The sequence below is a fragment of the Pantoea sp. ACRSC genome, assembly GCF_022346785.1.
Lineage (GTDB): Bacteria > Pseudomonadota > Gammaproteobacteria > Enterobacterales > Enterobacteriaceae > Pantoea > Pantoea alvi.
Genome location: NZ_JAKRNN010000029.1, coordinates 1 through 16432 on the forward strand (window position 1 = coordinate 1; position 16432 = coordinate 16432).

Genomic DNA, 16432 nt, shown 5'->3' on the forward strand with positions numbered 1-16432 from the left:
GCTTCGCCGCCTCTGCCATCACGGCGGCCTCCATCTCCAGCGCGGAGGTGACGTCGATACGCCTGGCCGCCGTGATGGCAGAGGCGGCGAAGCAGCATATTTTTATCGCCAGCGCCGCCGTGGCGGACTATCGCGCCGCCACCGTCGCGGCGGAAAAGATGAAAAAACAGGGCAGCGGAGATGATGCCGTCACTATCCAGCTGATAAAAAACCCCGATATCGTGGCGGGCGTCGCCGCGATGCAGCAGAACCGCCCTTACGTGGTTGGATTTGCCGCTGAAACCCAGAATGTGGAAGAATACGCACGACAAAAACGGGTAAGAAAAAATCTGGACCTGATCTGCGCCAACGACGTGGCGAAAGCCGGACAGGGATTTAATAGCGATACCAACGCGCTTCACCTTTTTTGGCAGGAAGGAGAAAAACGCTTACCGCTCAGCGATAAGACGCTCCTTGGCCAACATTTATTAGACGAGATTGTCCGCCTTTATGATGAAAAAAATCGACGTAAAGATTCTTGATGCGCGCGTGGGCGCGGAGTTTCCGCTGCCTGCCTACGCGACCTCTGGTTCCGCCGGGCTCGATCTACGCGCCTGCCTGGATAGCGCGCTGGAGATCGCACCAGGCATGACCACGCTGGTGCCAACTGGCCTGGCGATTCACATTGGCGATCCCGGCCTGGCGGCGGTTATCCTGCCGCGCTCCGGCCTGGGTCATAAGCACGGCATCGTGCTGGGCAACCTGGTGGGTCTGATCGACTCCGATTATCAGGGCCAGCTAATGGTATCGGTCTGGAACCGCGGTCAGCAGAGCTTCACGCTGCAGCCTGGGGATCGTCTTGCCCAGCTGGTTTTTGTACCGGTCGTTCAGGCAGAGTTCAACTTGGTGGAAGATTTCGACGCCAGTGCCCGTGGAGAAGGCGGTTTCGGCCATTCAGGCCGCCAGTAACGCCCATTTTTGCTTAACCATCTGTTTATTTCTTATCAGCCTTAAGCGCGCGCTTAGGGCTGACAGGAAGATGTGCCTGTTTAAGGTGAATTTCAGGGGTTTTTAAGGTCATGGCAGAAAAAAAACTCGCCAAACGGAACCGTCGCGAAGAAATTTTGCAGGCGTTGGCACAAATGCTGGAGTCGAGTGACGGAAGCCAGCGTATTACCACCGCCAAGCTGGCGGCAAACGTCGGCGTTTCTGAAGCGGCGCTCTATCGCCACTTTCCCAGCAAAACGCGCATGTTCGACAGCCTGATTGAGTTTATTGAAGACAGTCTGATTACCCGCATCAATCTGATCCTGAAAGATGAAAAAGAGACGATGGCGCGCCTGCGTCTTATCGTGCAGCTGATTCTGGGCTTTGGTGAGCGTAATCCCGGGCTGACCCGTATTCTGACCGGCCACGCGCTGATGTTTGAGCAGGATCGCCTGCAGGGACGTATCAATCAGCTGTTTGAACGTATTGAAGTACAGCTGCGTCAGGTGATGCGCGAACGCAGAATGCGTGAAGGTGAAGGCTTTGAGACAGATGAGGCGCTGCTGGCAAGCCAGCTGCTGGCCTTTTGCGAGGGCATTCTGTCGCGCTACGTGCGCTCGGAATTCCGTTTTCGGCCGACCGCCGACTTCGATATCCGCTGGCCGCTGCTGGCCGCGCAGCTGGTGTAGGCTGCGTACCGGGCTGGCTTCCCTTTCCCGAGCGGGAAAGGGAAGCTATCGGCGTTAAATACCGTACTCTTTCTGATAGGCGCGTACTTTCGCCAGATGGTCCGCCATTTCCGGCTTCTCTTCCAGGTAGCTAATCAGATCCTTCAGGGTAATGATGGCGGTCACCTGACATTTATAGTCACGCTCCACCTCCTGAATCGCTGAAATATCGCCGCGTCCGCGCTCCTGCCGATCGAGTGAAATCAGCACGCCCGCCAGCGTGGCGTTATGCGCATTGATAATATCCATCGACTCGCGGATCGCCGTGCCGGCGGTGATCACATCATCCACCAGCATTACGCGTCCCGCCAGCGGGCTGCCCACCAGCAGACCCCCTTCGCCATGGTCCTTCGCCTCTTTGCGGTTAAAGCAGTAAGGCACGTCGCGGTCATGGTGATCGGCCAGCGCCACGGCGGTGGTGGTGGCGATAGGAATGCCTTTATAGGCAGGCCCAAACAGCAGATCGAAATCCACGCCGCCGTCGACTAACGCCTGCGCATAGAAACGGCCCAGCAGTGCCAGATCGCGACCGCTGTTAAACAGGCCGGCATTGAAAAAATAGGGGCTTTTACGGCCAGACTTCAGGGTAAATTCGCCGAACTTCAGCACCTGCTTGTTAAGGGCGAATTCAATAAACTGACGCTGCCAGGCTTTCATTTCTCACTCCTCTCGCAAAAAAAAGGCGACTCTCTGGTCGCCTGGTAAATCAGTTGTTCAGCGCCGCTTTCTGCGCCTGAATCAGTTCTTCAATGCCGCCGCGCGCCAGTGCGAGCAGCGACAGCAACTCCTCATGGCTGAACGGCTCGCCTTCCGCCGTGCCCTGCACTTCGATCATGCGGCCATCTTCCAGCATAACCACATTCATGTCGGTTTCAGCGGCGGAGTCTTCCACATATTCCAGATCGCAGCGCGCTTCGCCATCGACGATGCCAACGGAGATCGCCGCCACCATGCCTTTCATCGGGTTAGCTTTCAGCTTGCCGTCCGCCACCAGCTTGTTCAGCGCATCGGCCAGCGCCACGCAGGCACCGGTAATCGACGCGGTACGCGTGCCGCCGTCAGCCTGAATCACATCGCAGTCCAGCGTGATGGTGAATTCGCCCAGCGCTTTGAGATCGACCGCCGCGCGCAGCGAACGGGCAATCAGACGCTGAATTTCCAGCGTGCGTCCGCCCTGTTTGCCTTTGGCCGCTTCGCGCGCCATGCGGCTATGGGTAGAGCGCGGCAGCATGCCATATTCGGCGGTTACCCATCCTTGTCCCTGGCCTTTCAGGAAACGCGGGACACTCTCTTCCACGGTAGCCGTGCAGAGCACTTTGGTTTCGCCGAACTCCACCAATACTGAGCCCTCGGCATGTTTGGTGTAGTTTCGGGTCAGGGTGACGGGACGCACCTGCTGTGCGCTTCGGCCTGCTGGACGCATGGTAATCTCCGGCTGAAATGAATTGGCTGCGCATTATACGGACTTCCTCGTCCCCTGTCTTGCTGACGGGATGACGCAGCGGCAGATGAATTTCCGCGCGGTCTGTGGCTAAATGCGCCTTCCTCACTCACTGAAAAATAAAAAGTATGACCTCAATTCTTCATTTCATGCTGGCGCTGGCGGTGATTTTTGCCCTTGCGCTGCTGGTCAGTCATGACCGCAAACAGATACGCCTGCGTTATATCGTGCAGCTGATGGTAGTAGAAGCCGCGCTGGGCTGGTTTTTCCTGCACTCCGTCAGCGGACAGGCGGCGGTCGGCGCCTTTAGCGGCTTTTTTGAGAAGCTGCTAACCTTCGCCGCACAGGGCACCGACTTCGTCTTTGGCAATATGAGCAAGCAAGGACTGGCCTTTATCTTTCTCGGCGTGCTCTGCCCCATCGTGTTTATCTCGGCGCTTATCGGCATTCTGCAGCACTGGCGCATCCTGCCGCTGCTGATTCGGCTGGTGGGCACGCTGCTCTCGAAAGTGAACGGCATGGGCAAGCTCGAGTCGTTCAACGCCGTCAGCACGCTGATCCTCGGCCAGTCCGAGAACTTTATCGCCTATAAAGGCATCCTCGGCGATATCCCGCCGATGCGCCTCTACACCATGGCCGCGACGGCGATGTCCACCGTGTCGCTCTCTATCGTCGGCGCCTATATGACGATGATCGAGCCGAAATATGTGGTCGCGGCGCTGCTGCTCAATATGTTCAGCACCTTTATTATTCTTTCGATTATCAATCCCGGCAAAGCGCAGGATGAACAGGCCATCCAGCTCGACAAGCTGCACGAAGAGCAGAGCTTTTTCGAGATGCTCGGCGAGTACATTCTGGCGGGCTTTAAGGTCGCGATGATTATCCTGGCGATGCTGATCGGCTTTATCGCGTTGATTGCTGCAGTGAATGCGCTGTTCAGCGCGCTGTTCGGCTACAGCTTTCAGCAGATCCTCGGCTATCTCTTTTATCCCTTCGCCTGGCTGATTGGTATTCCCGCCGCCGATGCGCTGCAGGCCGCCAGCATTATGGCGACCAAGCTGGTGGCGAATGAGTTCGTGGCGATGATTGAGCTGCAGAAGGTGGCGGCCGGCATGACGCCGCGCGGGCTGGGCATTCTTTCGGTATTTCTGGTGTCGTTCGCCAACGTCGCCTCAATTGGCATCGTTGCTGGCGCAATCAAGGGACTGAACGAGCAGCAGGGCAACGTGGTTTCGCGGTTCGGCTGGAAGCTGGTCTACGGCTCCACGCTGGTGAGCCTGTTGTCGGCAGCTTTCGCCGGCCTCTTTATTTAAGGGTTGTACGGCGGCCTTCCAGCCGCCGTTTTACTCAGAAGCCCACACACACCGGCGCGTCGACGCGCATCACCGACTCCTGGCCAAAGCGCTGCTTATAAAGGGTGCGCAGCGCTTCGATATCGTCGTTTACGCCATTCTCCACGCCGTGAATAAGCATCAGCGCCTTGCTCGGCTCGCGCGCCAGCTTACCGCTTTTCTCCAGCCACTGCCCGCTGGCGTCGTAAACGCTGAGTCCCGCCTTGAAGCGCGGCGTGACCTCTTTATCGAGGAACTGCTGCCAGTCGTAGCGGCTCACCATTCCGCCCTGCGGTTTGCTGAGGCCGAACCACAGCGTGGTCTGCATCATCATTTCGCCGCCAGCGCACACGGCAATCGGTTTGGTCGGCGGCGCGGGCGAGCGCGGTGCCTGGCAACCAGCCAGCAGCGCGGCCAGCGCCACGGAAAGGGCTACAGAGCGGAACATCGGCAGAATCCTTATTAAAACGGTCAGCGGCCACTATAAGTGTCTGTCCGCAAAAGCGGAAATGTTTCGTTATTCGCACCCACCTGCGCTTATGCCTGTTAGCGCGCGGCGGGTGTCGCTATACTTGCTGCATAATTTCTGACAAAGAGTAGCCGATTATGATCCGCAGTATGACCGCTTACGCCCGCCGCGAAGCCAAAGGCACCTGGGGCAGCGCCGCCTGGGAACTCCGCTCCGTTAACCAGCGTTATCTTGAAACCTATATCCGTCTGCCGGAGCAGTTTCGCAGCCTGGAGCCGGTTATCCGCGAACGCATTCGTCAGCGTCTGACGCGCGGCAAAATTGAGTGCAACCTGCGTTTCGACGCCGATCCGGGCGCGCAGGGCGAACTGATGCTGAACGAAACCCTGGCGAAGCAGCTGGTGCAGGCCGCCAACTGGGTGAAGATGCAGAGCGACGAAGGCGCCATTAATCCAATGGATATTCTGCGCTGGCCTGGCGTGATGTCGGCGCAGGAACAGGATCTCGACGCGATTAACGCCCAGCTGCTGAGCGCGCTGGACGGCGCGCTGGATGACTTTATCGTGGCGCGCGAAAGCGAAGGCGCCGCGCTGAAAGGGATGATTGAACAGCGTCTTGAGGGCGTGAAGCAGGAAGTGGCGAAAGTACGCGCCCAGATGCCTGAGATTTTGAAATGGCAGCGCGAGCGTCTGGTGGCGAAGCTGGAAGAGGCGGAAGTGCAGCTGGAAAACAACCGTCTCGAACAGGAACTGGTGATGATGGCGCAGCGCATCGACGTTGCGGAAGAGCTGGATCGTCTCGAAGCGCATGTTAAAGAGACCTATAACATTCTGGGCAAAAAAGAGGCCGTCGGCCGCCGCCTCGACTTTATGATGCAGGAGTTCAACCGCGAGTCGAATACGCTGGGGTCGAAGTCAATCAACGCAGACGTCACCGCATCGGCGATTGAACTGAAGGTGTTGATCGAGCAGATGCGCGAGCAGATTCAGAATATCGAATAACCTGCGACGCCTGCTGTAACAAGCGCTCGCCTACGGGCGAGCTTTTAGCCAGGTTTCCCGCTCCCCTGCGTAAATTCTGCGTAAATAAACATAAACTTTCATTTCCAGACCACTCTGAATGTGAATATGCCCTTTCTGGTCTACCGCTTTTCCTCTATCCCAACCTTTTGTTTGCTCTATCGATTTTATCCAGCCGGTTACTGCTCTCCACGATAATCACCCGCTCAATGAAACATTTATCTCTATATGATTCCGCAGTTTCACTTTCTTTCGCGGCACTTTTTGCTAATGTGCCGGTCCGAATGACTACAAGCTGTAGCGCCTGGGGAACTTATGGAAGTGCTTCTTTATGCGATACATACACTCATCACATAAAGGTGCGCTATGAAAAAGACCGGAGCTTTCTGCCGTTCAATGCTGCATCCGCGTTACTGGTTAACCTGGTTTGGTCTGGGCATCCTGTGGCTGCTGGTTCAGCTCCCTTATCCTCTTCTGATGCGTCTCGGCGCCAATGCCGGCACGCTTTCTCGCCATTTCCTCAAGCGGCGGGAACGCATTACCCGACGCAATATTGAGCTTTGCTTTCCCGGCATTGCTGAACATGACCTGGAACGCATGATCGCCGGCAACTTCGCTTCGCTGGGTATGGCGCTGCTGGAAACCGGCATCGCATGGTTCTGGTCCGATCGCGCGGTAAGAAAACTGTTCGACGTGACGGGTCTGCACCATCTGCACTCTGCCATGGAGCAGAAGCGCGGCGTAATGGTTATCGGCGTACACTTTATGTCGCTGGAGTTGGGCGGCCGCATCAGCGGTTTGTGTCAGCCGATGATGGCGATGTATCGCCCGCACAACAACCGGGCGATGGAGTGGGCGCAGACCAAAGGCCGTATGCGCTCCAACAAAGCGATGATCGATCGGCGCGATCTGCGCGGTATGGTTCACGCGCTGAAGAAAGGTGAATCGGTGTGGTTTGCGCCGGATCAGGATTACGGCCCGAAAGGCAGCGTCTTTGCGCCGCTGTTCGCGGTTGAGAAAGCCGCGACCACCAACGGCACCTTCGTTCTGTCGCGCCTGGCAAATCCGGCAATGCTGACCATCTCGCTGATCCGCAACCCCGATAACTACGGTTATCAGCTGATTATCGATCCCGAGCTGGAAAACTACCCGCACACCGATGAAGCTGCCGCCGCCGCCTATATGAATAAGGTCATCGAAAGCCAGATTCTGCGTGCCCCGGAGCAGTATCTGTGGCTGCATCGCCGCTTCAAAACCCGCCCGCCAGGTGAAGCCTCGCTCTACGTTTAACTGACTCCGCATCATGACAACCCTCATGATGCGGTTTTCGCTATCTGCGGCTGGCATCCCGCCGCAGATTGCTGAATGATGGGGTTCTGTCTGTTTGTGCAGGAACCTCGTATGGATATGAATCAACGCTGGCAACGTCCTCTGCCTGACGATCGCCTGACGCCCTATATTGAAATTGACGCCCAAAGGCTGGAAACCAATCTGCAGTCGATGCAGGAGAAGGCCAGCCGCGCGGGCGTTACGCTGCGTCCCCATATCAAAACCCATAAAAGCCTCTATATCGCCCGCCGCCAGCGTTCGCTGGGCGCATGCGGCATCACCGTTTCCAAACCGAGCGAAGGCGAAGTCTTTATTCGCGGCGGCGAGCGCGACATCCTGCTGGCTTACCCGGTGATTCGCGCTGAAAGCATCGCGCCGCTGCTGAGGCTGGCGGCGCAGCATCAGGCGAAGGTTACGCTGATTGCCGATGCGCCGCACGGCGTAGCCGCTATTGCCGAAGCGCTGCGCCAGCAGCCTGATGCCGATGCTGGCGTCGCGATCAAGGTTGATGTCGGGCTGCATCGCATTGGCGTCGATCCGCAGCGCGACGACGCGCTAAGGGTGGCACAGGCTATCCAGGCGGCGCGACTGCGCTTCGCTGGTCTGGTGTCGCACGCCGGGCACGCCTACGGCGCGGGGGATCGTGACGCCATTGCGGAGATCGCTCTGCAGGAGGCGCGGCTGATGCAGCATGTGCAAGAGCAGCTGCGCGCTGCTGGTTTTGCCAACTGCCCTGTCTCCGTCGGCGCGACGCCCACCGCGCTCGCCGCGCCGGTGGCCGAGGGGACCGATGAGATCCGGCCGGGGAATTATGCCCTGCTCGATCTGACCGCCTGCCGTCTCGGCCTGAGCCGCGTTGACGAGCTGGCACTGAGCGTGATCGTCCGCGTGGTGGCGGTAAATCGCCATTTCGCCATTATCGATGCCGGATCCAAAATGCTGAGCTCGGACAAGGGACCGCACGGCACCAATGCCAGCGGCTTCGGCGTTGCCGTCGATGAAAACGGCGTCTGCTATGAGGTCAGCAAGCTATCGGAAGAGCATGGGTTTATCGTCTGGCAGGATAGCGCGCCCCGCGTCGGCGCCCTGCTGCGTATTTATCCCAATCACAGCTGCGCGGTTATGGCGCAGTCAGACAGCTATGTGCTGCGTCACGCCGATGGCCGCGCAGAGATCCAGCCGATTGAGGCGCGCGGCCGTTTTCTCTGACGACTCCCGGCAGCCCAGCCGGATGAAATCCCGTCTGCGCCACACTTCTGGCTGCGCGTGATTCTCCCGCTGCATCCGACATGCTTTAATGCCTTTTTCACCCGGTTCCGGAGGTAGCATGCTGTTGTCTCAGATTGTCAGTCAGACCATTGCGCGTAACTGGTTAGATTTATATGAAACCATCTGGAAGCCGGAATATTTCGCCAGATGGGCCTCCGGGCTGAGCAGCAGCACGCTGGAGCAGGAGAACGGTTACTGGCGCGCCCGCGGGCCTGAAGGTTCAGTAAAGCTCCGCTTTACGCCGCATAATCCGTTCGGCGTGATGGATCACTGGATTGACAGCGGCTTTGGTAAAGAGATTTATATGCCGATGCGCGTGGTGGCGAATGAACAGGGCGCTGAAGTTGTCATGGTGGTTTATCGCCAGCCGCTTATGTCTGACGAAAAATTTTCTCAGGATATTGAATGGGTAAGAAGCGATCTTGCCCGCCTTAATAACCTGCTTACCCGGTAAAAACGGCGAAGAAGCCGCCGATCTTTAGTCATGGCTGGGCCTTTCGGCTCAGAAAAGTGAAAAAAGTTTGATAAAAACGCATAAGCGCTTTTCCGTTTTTCATAAGCAACTTTCCTCATTCACAACAGATTCGTTAAAGCCCGTTATCCGGGAAAATTCCTGGACAGCGGGCGCTACCGCTTCGCTGTAACGCCTGAAATACATGCATTCTCAGCGCCTGCGCATTTTTTATCCCCACGGTTTGCGCTTTTTACTGCACAACGATTAATAAACCTTTAGAACGGAAGTTAAAAAAATTTCATGCAAAGAGTGAAACCATTTATTTCTGCAGCGGCGTTATCGGAGTTTTCTTATGGTGTGAATTTAAAAAAAACGAGGTATAAATTAGCCACACACACAGCAACACTTAAAATAACAACACCAGGAAATAAAAAATGGACTGCTCAACTATGGCTCTGCTGTCAGAAGATGAACTTGTTGAGATCGCCGGCAGGATGCTGGCTGGAGAATATAAAAATATAAAAGGATTTGCCCAGGACCTGGCCGCTTTTCTGTTAACCACAGAAAAGACGGCCCTGTCCCGGGATAATAATAATAACGGGGAAATTATTTACGTTTCAGAAATCCATCGCATTGAATCAATAATAACAGGTGAGGCCTGGCGTACTGCGTCTGGACTTCGCGCAGGCGAATGGCATTAATTACTGGTGTGAAATAGCCTGCTATTTCATGCGTCACACTTTACTCGGTACCTGTACCTAACGAGCATATCATGGCGATACGTGAACGAAGCTTTTCTGGCGCAAAGTGGTCGATTCTTTCATCAATTAAAATCATCGGCATAGGGGTACTTCAGCTCTCTTTACTGGCGCAAATTCTGCAGGCTAACGAGCTAAACCTGCTGGCAATCGCCATTATCGGGCTGCTGGTCATCGATACGCTGGCTGACCGCAGCTTTTCAAATGCGCTGATCCGCAGTGGCACCCTGTCAGTGCGCGAGCAGTCGATGCTTTACTGGGGAAATATGCTGCTGAGCCTGGTTATTTTCGCCGTGCTCTTTACCGGCAGCGACTTAATTGGCAACTATCTGCAGCAGCCTGAACTGGCTATTATGCTGGAAATGGCCTCTGTTGTTTTTATTATTATTCCGCAGGGACAGCATTATCGCGCCATTTTACAGCGCGAAAAACAATATACCCGCATCGCCTTTACTGAAACGCTGTCGGTGCTTTTTGGACTTGGCGTGACCTTATTTACCGTCTGGCTGACGCCGTCGGTGCTGTGTGCCATCTGGGGTTATCTGGCAATGGCCTCCGTACGTATGCTGATCTACTGCTATTACGGCCGCGCGAGCTTTCAGCCGGAATATCGTTTTAATCTCAAAGATTACAGCCGCATTCGCGCAAGAATCGCATAATAAAAATAAGTCTGTATGGTGGGCTCTGGGCATCTGATAAGATGCGTTCGCGTGCTGGCGACAGCACGCTTTTTTCTTTTTTATCCAGCCGACTTATCTGGGCTAATTTTTTATTTCTGCCGCAAACAGGCCTGACCAGCTAAACCGCGCCTTTTATCCTCTCCCTTCTGGCTTTACATCACTCTTGCTTTCATCACCTGCTGTTATAGCAATTCGCTTTTCTTATCATTTTGCCGCAGCGGTGCGTTCCCTTTGCTGCTACATCAGCGTTTTTCCGCAGGCCGCCATAAGTTAAACTGATGTGGAGCGATCGCCTGAGCCATTTCGGTTGCTGACATTAAACTCACCCCGTAGCCTTGCCGCCCACCCTCTGGAGCCCGCTATGTTATTAACCGTCCTCTATATTATCGGCATTACGGCGGAAGCCATGACCGGCGCGCTGGCCGCCGGACGACGCAAAATGGATCTGTTCGGCGTCATTATCATCGCTTCGGTAACGGCGATTGGCGGCGGATCGGTGCGGGATATTTTACTGGGTCACTACCCGCTCGGCTGGGTGAAGCATCCGGAATACATCATGATTGTTGCCGCCGCCGCCGTGCTTACTACCTGGCTTGCGCCACTAATGAACCACCTGCGCAAAGTTTTTCTGGTGCTGGATGCGCTGGGCCTGGTGGTCTTCTCAATTATCGGCGCGCAGGTGGCGCTGGACAGCGGCCATGCGATGATTATTGCCGCTATCGCCGCGGTGATCACCGGCGTATTTGGCGGCGTGCTGCGCGATATGTTCTGTAACCGTATTCCGCTGGTGTTTCAGAAAGAGCTCTATGCCGGCATCGCCTTCGCCTCCGGCTGGATCTATATCCTGCTGCTGAAAACCTCGCTGGCGCATGAGGCGGTGGTGATTATTACCCTGCTGTTCGGTTTTCTGGCGCGCCTGCTGGCGCTGCGCTTTCGGCTCGGCCTGCCCGTTTTCAACTATCCCCACCCGGAACACTGACCTCGTCCGGGATACCCTGCTGTCGCAGAAAGGCGATCAGCTTTTGCACGCGCGCGTCCTGCAGCATCGCGTGAATGCGCTGCGCCAGGATCGCGCCGACGCCCGGCAGCGCCTGCCACTGCTGCACGTCGCGCTGCTGCACCTCATCCCATGTCATATCCGGCAAAGCGTTTAGCGCGCGCCGGGGAAGCGGAATGCCTAGCGCGCCGATCCAGCGCCGCAGCGGCTGCTGGCGCGTCAGGTTGAACCGGTGCCAGAGCTGCTGTGCGCGCGTCGGGCTGATGCCTGAGCTCTGGGCGATTTGCTCTGGCGTCAGCGTCAGCCAGGAGAAGAGATGCGACATGGCGCGGTTCTCCAGCAACCGCAGCCAGGTGCTGTGCTGCACGCCGGCAATATTCAGCACCGATTTCTGACTCAGCCAGCTCAGACGCGCCAGCAGCTGCTGGCGGCAGCGGGGCGTAACGCTCAGGCAGCTGAGTGGCGTAAAGCTTTCCGCATCCGGCGGCTGCGGGTAGTCGCGTCTGGCGACTCGCCATATCACTCTTTCAAGACGCGGGATGCCCTGGCCCGCCAGGCTAATGGCCACCTGATCGCCTGCGATAACGTCCCATGAGCGCCAGCGCCGCAGCGAGCCGATGTTTACCCGACGGACGATTTTGTCGTCGAGAGCCACCGGCTGAAGAGTGAGTACCACGGTGATATTGCCGGTGCGGCCGATTGTAAAGTCCACTGACCGCACTTCGCTGGTAACGTCCGGCGGCTGAAATTTCCACGCGACCGCCCAGTCGCCTTCCCCTGGCATCCAGCTTTTTCCGGCGGGACGCATCCCCTGATGCACCACCACGCCGTCAGTTGCGAAGGGAAGCGGCGCGTTGAACCAGCGATCGCGCCAGCCCGCGACCTCCTCCTCGTCGCGTACGGGCTGGCTCCACGTTTGCGCCAGCGTTAGTCCCCAGGCGGCAAGCTGTCGCAAACGCTCCGTCATTGTGGCCGGCCCATCCGGCCACGCCCAGATAAACAGACCGATATCGGTCAGCAGCGGGCCTGGCGTCTGACTCATCAGCGCGCCCGCCACCCGCGCCCGGGCGTTTTTGCCGCCGTCGCGTGACTGCTGATGATCGGTCATCTTCAGAAAGAGTTCACCCTGCAACACCACCCGCGGCGCATCGCTCTCAATCTTCAGCGGAATAGCGGGAATCCAGGCCGCTTTCGAGAGCCAGGACTCGCCGTGCAGGCCATCACCGCGGCTCGTGAGCGCCGCCAGCTTTCCCGCCTCGTAAACCAGCGTTACCGCGACGCCGTCGATTTTCGGCTGCACCCATAAATCCCGCCGATCCTGCATCCAGTAAGCCAGCGCCAGCTTATCGCGTAATTTTTTGACGCCGGTATGCGCGACCGGATGCGCGGCTTTTCCGCTGGCAGGCAGCTGAGACGCATAAACGGGCCGGGCGGGCGCAAAGCAGCGCTGCCAGCTTTTCAACCGCTGCAGCAGCGTGTCGTAGTCCGCATCGCTGACCAGGCTTTTGCCGTCGCGATAGTAGGCGTCGTCCCAGCGCTGCAGCTGATGCTGCAGGCGGTCGATTTCATCTCCGGCGCGCGCAGGCGTCCATGCCGGGCAAAGCGCCTGCGTCGAACCGGCAGCCAGTAGCAGCAGGCACAGCAGCTGGCGTAACCTCGTTTTCATCATATGCCTCCTCAAGGTTTCGCCTATTGAAGCGGCACGGCAGCTGCAGAGCGAGAGTCAAAGAGAGAGAACGGAACGGCGCAGGCAGAAAAAGGCGCCTTTTGCAGGCTGATAAGCGCGGTTTTACGCGCCGCGCCGCAAAAGATTTAGCGCAGCGTCATGCGCAAACGCTGCGTGACGGCCTTAAGCCGTGTATACTGTGCAGGAAATCGACTCCGCTCTTTACTCAATTCAAGAAGACCATGGCTCAAGGCACGCTTTTTATTGTTTCCGCCCCCAGCGGCGCGGGTAAATCCAGCCTGATTCAGGCGTTACTGAAGACACAACCGCTGTACGATACGCAGGTGTCTGTTTCTCATACCACCCGCGGCATGCGTCCTGGCGAAGTCCATGGCGAACACTATTACTTCGTCTCGAAAGATGAATTTGAAGCGATGATCGCGGAAGACGCCTTCCTCGAGCATGCAAAGGTCTTCGACAACTACTACGGTACGTCGCGTAAGGCGATTGAGCAGGTGCTCTCGACCGGCGTCGATGTGTTCCTCGATATCGACTGGCAGGGCGCGCAGCAGATCCGTGCGAAAATGCCCGCCGCGCGCAGCATCTTTGTGCTGCCGCCTTCGCAGGATGAGCTGGATCGCCGCCTGCGCGGTCGCGGCCAGGACAGCGAAGAGGTGATTGCCCGCCGCATGGCGCAGGCGGTCTCCGAGATGAGCCACTACGCCGAATACGACTATTTAATTATCAATGATGATTTCGATCTGGCGCTGTCAGATCTGAAGACCATCATCCGCGCTGAACGCCTGCGCATGGGGCGCCAGAAGGCGCGCCACGATGCTTTAATCAGCAAACTATTGGCAGTCTGAAGTCAGTTTCAGTATTATGCCCAGTCATTTCTTCATCTGTGGAGTAGCACACCTATGGCACGCGTAACCGTTCAGGACGCAGTAGAAAAAATTGGTAACCGTTTTGACCTGGTGTTGGTCGCTGCACGTCGTGCACGTCAGATGCAGGTAGGCGGCAAAGATCCGCTGGTTCCGGAAGAGAACGATAAAGCCACCGTTATCGCCCTGCGCGAAATCGAAGAAGGCCTGATCACTAACCAGATCCTTGACGTGCGCGATCGTCAGGAACAGCAAGAGCAGGAAGCCGCTGAATTACAGGCCGTTACCGCTATCGCTGAAGGTCGTCGTTAACAGCAACCTGCAGGCCAACCTTGTATCTGTTTGAAAGCCTCAATCAGCTGATTGAAAAATACCTGCCGGAGGAGCAAATCAAGCGCCTCCAGCAAGCGTATCTTGTCGCACGTGATGCTCACGAGGGACAGACACGCTCCAGCGGCGAGCCCTACATTACCCATCCTGTTGCCGTCGCCTGCATCCTGGCGGAGATGAAGCTCGACCATGAAACGCTGATGGCCGCGCTGCTGCACGACGTGATTGAAGACACGCCGGCCACCTATCAGGATATGGAGCAGCTGTTCGGCAAAAGCGTGGCTGAGCTGGTGGAAGGGGTATCGAAGCTGGATAAGCTCACCTTCCGCGACAAGAAAGAGGCGCAGGCAGAGAACTTCCGCAAGATGATCATGGCGATGGTGCAGGATATCCGCGTCATCCTCATCAAGCTGGCCGACCGCACGCACAATATGCGCACGCTGGGCGCGCTGCGTCCGGACAAGCGACGCCGCATCGCGCTGGAAACCCTGGAGATCTACAGTCCGCTGGCGCATCGCCTGGGTATCCATCACCTGAAAACCGAGCTGGAAGAGCTGGGCTTTGAGGCGCTCTACCCGAATCGCTATCGCGTGATTAAAGAGGTGGTGAAAGCGGCGCGCGGCAACCGCAAAGAGATGATTCAGAAGATCCTGTCCGAAATCGACGGGCGTCTGCAGGAAGCGGGTATTCCCTGTCGCGTCAGCGGCCGTGAAAAACATCTCTACTCTATCTACCGCAAAATGACGCTGAAAGAGCAGCGCTTTCACTCCATCATGGATATCTACGCTTTCCGCGTGATCGTGAAGGATGTGGACACCTGCTATCGCGTGCTCGGTCAGATGCACAGCCTGTACAAACCGCGTCCAGGCCGTATGAAAGATTATATCGCTATCCCCAAAGCCAACGGCTATCAGTCGCTGCACACCTCCATGATCGGACCGCACGGCGTGCCGGTTGAGGTGCAGATCCGTACCGAAGATATGGATCAGATGGCAGAGATGGGGGTCGCCGCGCACTGGGCTTATAAACAGGCGGGCGAAAGCGGCACGACCGCGCAGATCCGCGCCCAGCGCTGGCTGCAAAGCCTGCTGGAGCTGCAGCAGAGCGCGGGCAGCTCTTTTGAATTTATTGAGAGCGTAAAATCCGATCTCTTCCCTGATGAGATCTATGTCTTTACGCCGGAAGGCCGCATCGTTGAACTGCCGGCTGGCGCAACGCCGGTGGACTTCGCCTATGCGGTACATACGGATATTGGTCACGCCTGCGTCGGCGCGCGCGTCGATCGCCAGCCCTATCCGCTGTCGCAGCCGCTCACCAGCGGGCAGACCGTAGAAATTATCACGGCGCCGGGCGCACGTCCCAACGCCGCCTGGCTCAACTTTGTCGTCAGCTCCAAAGCGCGCGCCAAAATTCGTCAGCTGCTGAAAAACCTCAAGCGCGAAGACTCCGTTAATCTCGGCCGTCGTCTGCTGAGCCACGCGCTCGGCGGCAGCCGCAAGCTGGCGGAGATCCCGCCCGAGAATATCAAGCAAGAGCTGGATCGCATGAAGCTGACGTCGCTGGACGACCTGCTGGCGGAGATTGGCCTCGGCAACGCCATGAGCGTAGTGGTGGCGAAGAACCTGCTGCAGTCAACCAGCGCCACGCCGCCGAGCAGCAGCAAACGCGGCAAGCTGCCGATCAAAGGCGCGGACGGCGTCCTTATCACCTTCGCCAAGTGCTGCCGCCCCATTCCCGGCGATCCTGTCGTGGCCCATGTCAGCCCTGGCAAGGGGCTGGTGGTGCATCACGAATCCTGTCGCAATATTCGCGGCTACCAGAAAGAGCCGGAAAAATTCATGCCGGTGGAGTGGGATAAGGTCACCGATCAGGAGTTCGTGGCGGAAATAAAGGTCGACATGTTTAACCATCAGGGCGCGCTGGCGAACCTGACGGCGGCGATCAATACCGCAGGCTCGAATATCCAGAGTCTCAATACCGAAGAGCGCGACGGCCGCGTTTACAGCGCCTTTATCCGCCTGACCGCGCGCGATCGCGTCCATCTGGCGAACATTATGCGCAAAATCCGCGTAATGCCGGACGTGATCAAAGTCCACCGTAACCGTAATTAG

Annotated in this window: 17 protein-coding genes and 1 pseudogene; 14 read left to right on the forward strand and 4 right to left on the reverse strand. The window is 57.2% G+C overall.

What is annotated here, in order from left to right; all coding sequences use genetic code 11:
• The 3 genes from MHZ97_RS20220 to slmA all read left to right on the forward strand — a co-directional run.
• The coding region (locus MHZ97_RS20220) for a phosphopantothenoylcysteine decarboxylase (protein ID WP_304624494.1) at positions 1-521 on the forward strand (521 nt) is incomplete at its 5' end.
• Entirely contained in the window at positions 490-948 is a 459-nt protein-coding gene (dut, locus tag MHZ97_RS20225; RefSeq protein WP_146053880.1) for a dUTP diphosphatase, read from the forward strand. The genes MHZ97_RS20220 and dut, both read left to right, overlap by 32 nt.
• A 110-nt stretch (positions 949-1058) precedes the next feature.
• Entirely contained in the window at positions 1059-1655 is a 597-nt protein-coding gene (gene slmA / locus MHZ97_RS20230) for a nucleoid occlusion factor SlmA (RefSeq protein ID WP_048782857.1), read from the forward strand.
• 54 nt (positions 1656-1709) lie between these two features.
• Here slmA and pyrE read toward each other — a convergent pair whose 3' ends face one another.
• Together pyrE and rph are read right to left on the reverse strand one after the other, a co-directional pair.
• The gene (pyrE, locus tag MHZ97_RS20235; protein ID WP_033754300.1) at positions 1710-2351 is read right to left on the reverse strand and encodes an orotate phosphoribosyltransferase; all 642 of its coding nucleotides are present in this window, start codon (positions 2349-2351) and stop codon (positions 1710-1712) included.
• Positions 2352-2400: 49 nt separating this feature from the next.
• Positions 2401-3117, reverse strand: a complete 717-nt coding sequence (gene rph, locus MHZ97_RS20240; protein ID WP_103797580.1) for a ribonuclease PH — start codon at positions 3115-3117, stop codon at positions 2401-2403.
• Positions 3118-3263: 146 nt separating this feature from the next.
• Between rph and MHZ97_RS20245 the strand changes: the two genes are divergently transcribed.
• Entirely contained in the window at positions 3264-4448 is a 1185-nt protein-coding gene (locus MHZ97_RS20245) for a NupC/NupG family nucleoside CNT transporter (protein ID WP_239315547.1), read from the forward strand.
• A gap of 34 nt (positions 4449-4482) precedes the next feature.
• On the opposite strand, the gene MHZ97_RS20250 is transcribed toward MHZ97_RS20245, so the two are convergent.
• The gene (locus MHZ97_RS20250; RefSeq protein ID WP_103797578.1) at positions 4483-4914 is read right to left on the reverse strand and encodes a DUF3574 domain-containing protein; all 432 of its coding nucleotides are present in this window, start codon (positions 4912-4914) and stop codon (positions 4483-4485) included.
• A gap of 158 nt (positions 4915-5072) precedes the next feature.
• On the opposite strand from MHZ97_RS20250, the gene MHZ97_RS20255 reads away from it, so the two are divergent.
• From MHZ97_RS20255 to MHZ97_RS20285, 7 genes are all read left to right on the forward strand, one after another.
• Positions 5073-5936: a YicC/YloC family endoribonuclease gene (locus MHZ97_RS20255; protein WP_033754290.1), complete on the forward strand. Its 864-nt coding sequence runs from the start codon at positions 5073-5075 to the stop codon at positions 5934-5936.
• A gap of 384 nt (positions 5937-6320) precedes the next feature.
• Entirely contained in the window at positions 6321-7244 is a 924-nt protein-coding gene (gene lpxP / locus MHZ97_RS20260; protein WP_103797577.1) for a kdo(2)-lipid IV(A) palmitoleoyltransferase, read from the forward strand.
• 111 nt (positions 7245-7355) lie between these two features.
• On the forward strand, positions 7356-8492 hold the full coding sequence (locus MHZ97_RS20265; RefSeq protein ID WP_239315548.1) for an alanine racemase: 1137 nt from the start codon (positions 7356-7358) through the stop codon (positions 8490-8492).
• A 118-nt stretch (positions 8493-8610) separates the two neighbouring features.
• Positions 8611-9006, forward strand: coding sequence for a polyketide cyclase (locus tag MHZ97_RS20270; RefSeq protein WP_103797575.1), 396 nt, complete (start codon positions 8611-8613; stop codon positions 9004-9006).
• Between the two features lie 434 nt (positions 9007-9440).
• Positions 9441-9707, forward strand: a complete 267-nt coding sequence (locus MHZ97_RS20275) for a hypothetical protein (protein ID WP_103797574.1) — start codon at positions 9441-9443, stop codon at positions 9705-9707.
• A 71-nt stretch (positions 9708-9778) separates the two neighbouring features.
• The gene (locus tag MHZ97_RS20280) at positions 9779-10423 is read left to right on the forward strand and encodes an oligosaccharide flippase family protein (RefSeq protein WP_103797573.1); all 645 of its coding nucleotides are present in this window, start codon (positions 9779-9781) and stop codon (positions 10421-10423) included.
• Between the two features lie 382 nt (positions 10424-10805).
• Positions 10806-11423 (forward strand): trimeric intracellular cation channel family protein, encoded by a 618-nt coding sequence (locus MHZ97_RS20285; protein WP_103797572.1) that lies wholly within the window; start codon positions 10806-10808, stop codon positions 11421-11423.
• Here MHZ97_RS20285 and ligB read toward each other — a convergent pair.
• A pseudogene (gene ligB / locus MHZ97_RS20290) lies at positions 11364-13107 on the reverse strand (NAD-dependent DNA ligase LigB); the annotation flags it as partial. The gene MHZ97_RS20285 and the pseudogene ligB overlap by 60 nt on opposite strands.
• A gap of 242 nt (positions 13108-13349) precedes the next feature.
• Between ligB and gmk the strand changes: the two are divergent.
• From gmk to spoT, 3 genes are read left to right on the forward strand one after another with little or no spacing between them, the layout of a single operon-like run.
• A complete protein-coding gene (gmk, locus tag MHZ97_RS20295) occupies positions 13350-13973 on the forward strand; it encodes a guanylate kinase (protein WP_103797571.1) in 624 nt (207 codons plus the stop codon).
• A 54-nt stretch (positions 13974-14027) separates the two neighbouring features.
• Positions 14028-14303, forward strand: a complete 276-nt coding sequence (gene rpoZ / locus MHZ97_RS20300) for a DNA-directed RNA polymerase subunit omega (protein WP_013511051.1) — start codon at positions 14028-14030, stop codon at positions 14301-14303.
• A gap of 20 nt (positions 14304-14323) precedes the next feature.
• Entirely contained in the window at positions 14324-16432 is a 2109-nt protein-coding gene (gene spoT, locus MHZ97_RS20305; RefSeq protein ID WP_103797570.1) for a bifunctional GTP diphosphokinase/guanosine-3',5'-bis pyrophosphate 3'-pyrophosphohydrolase, read from the forward strand.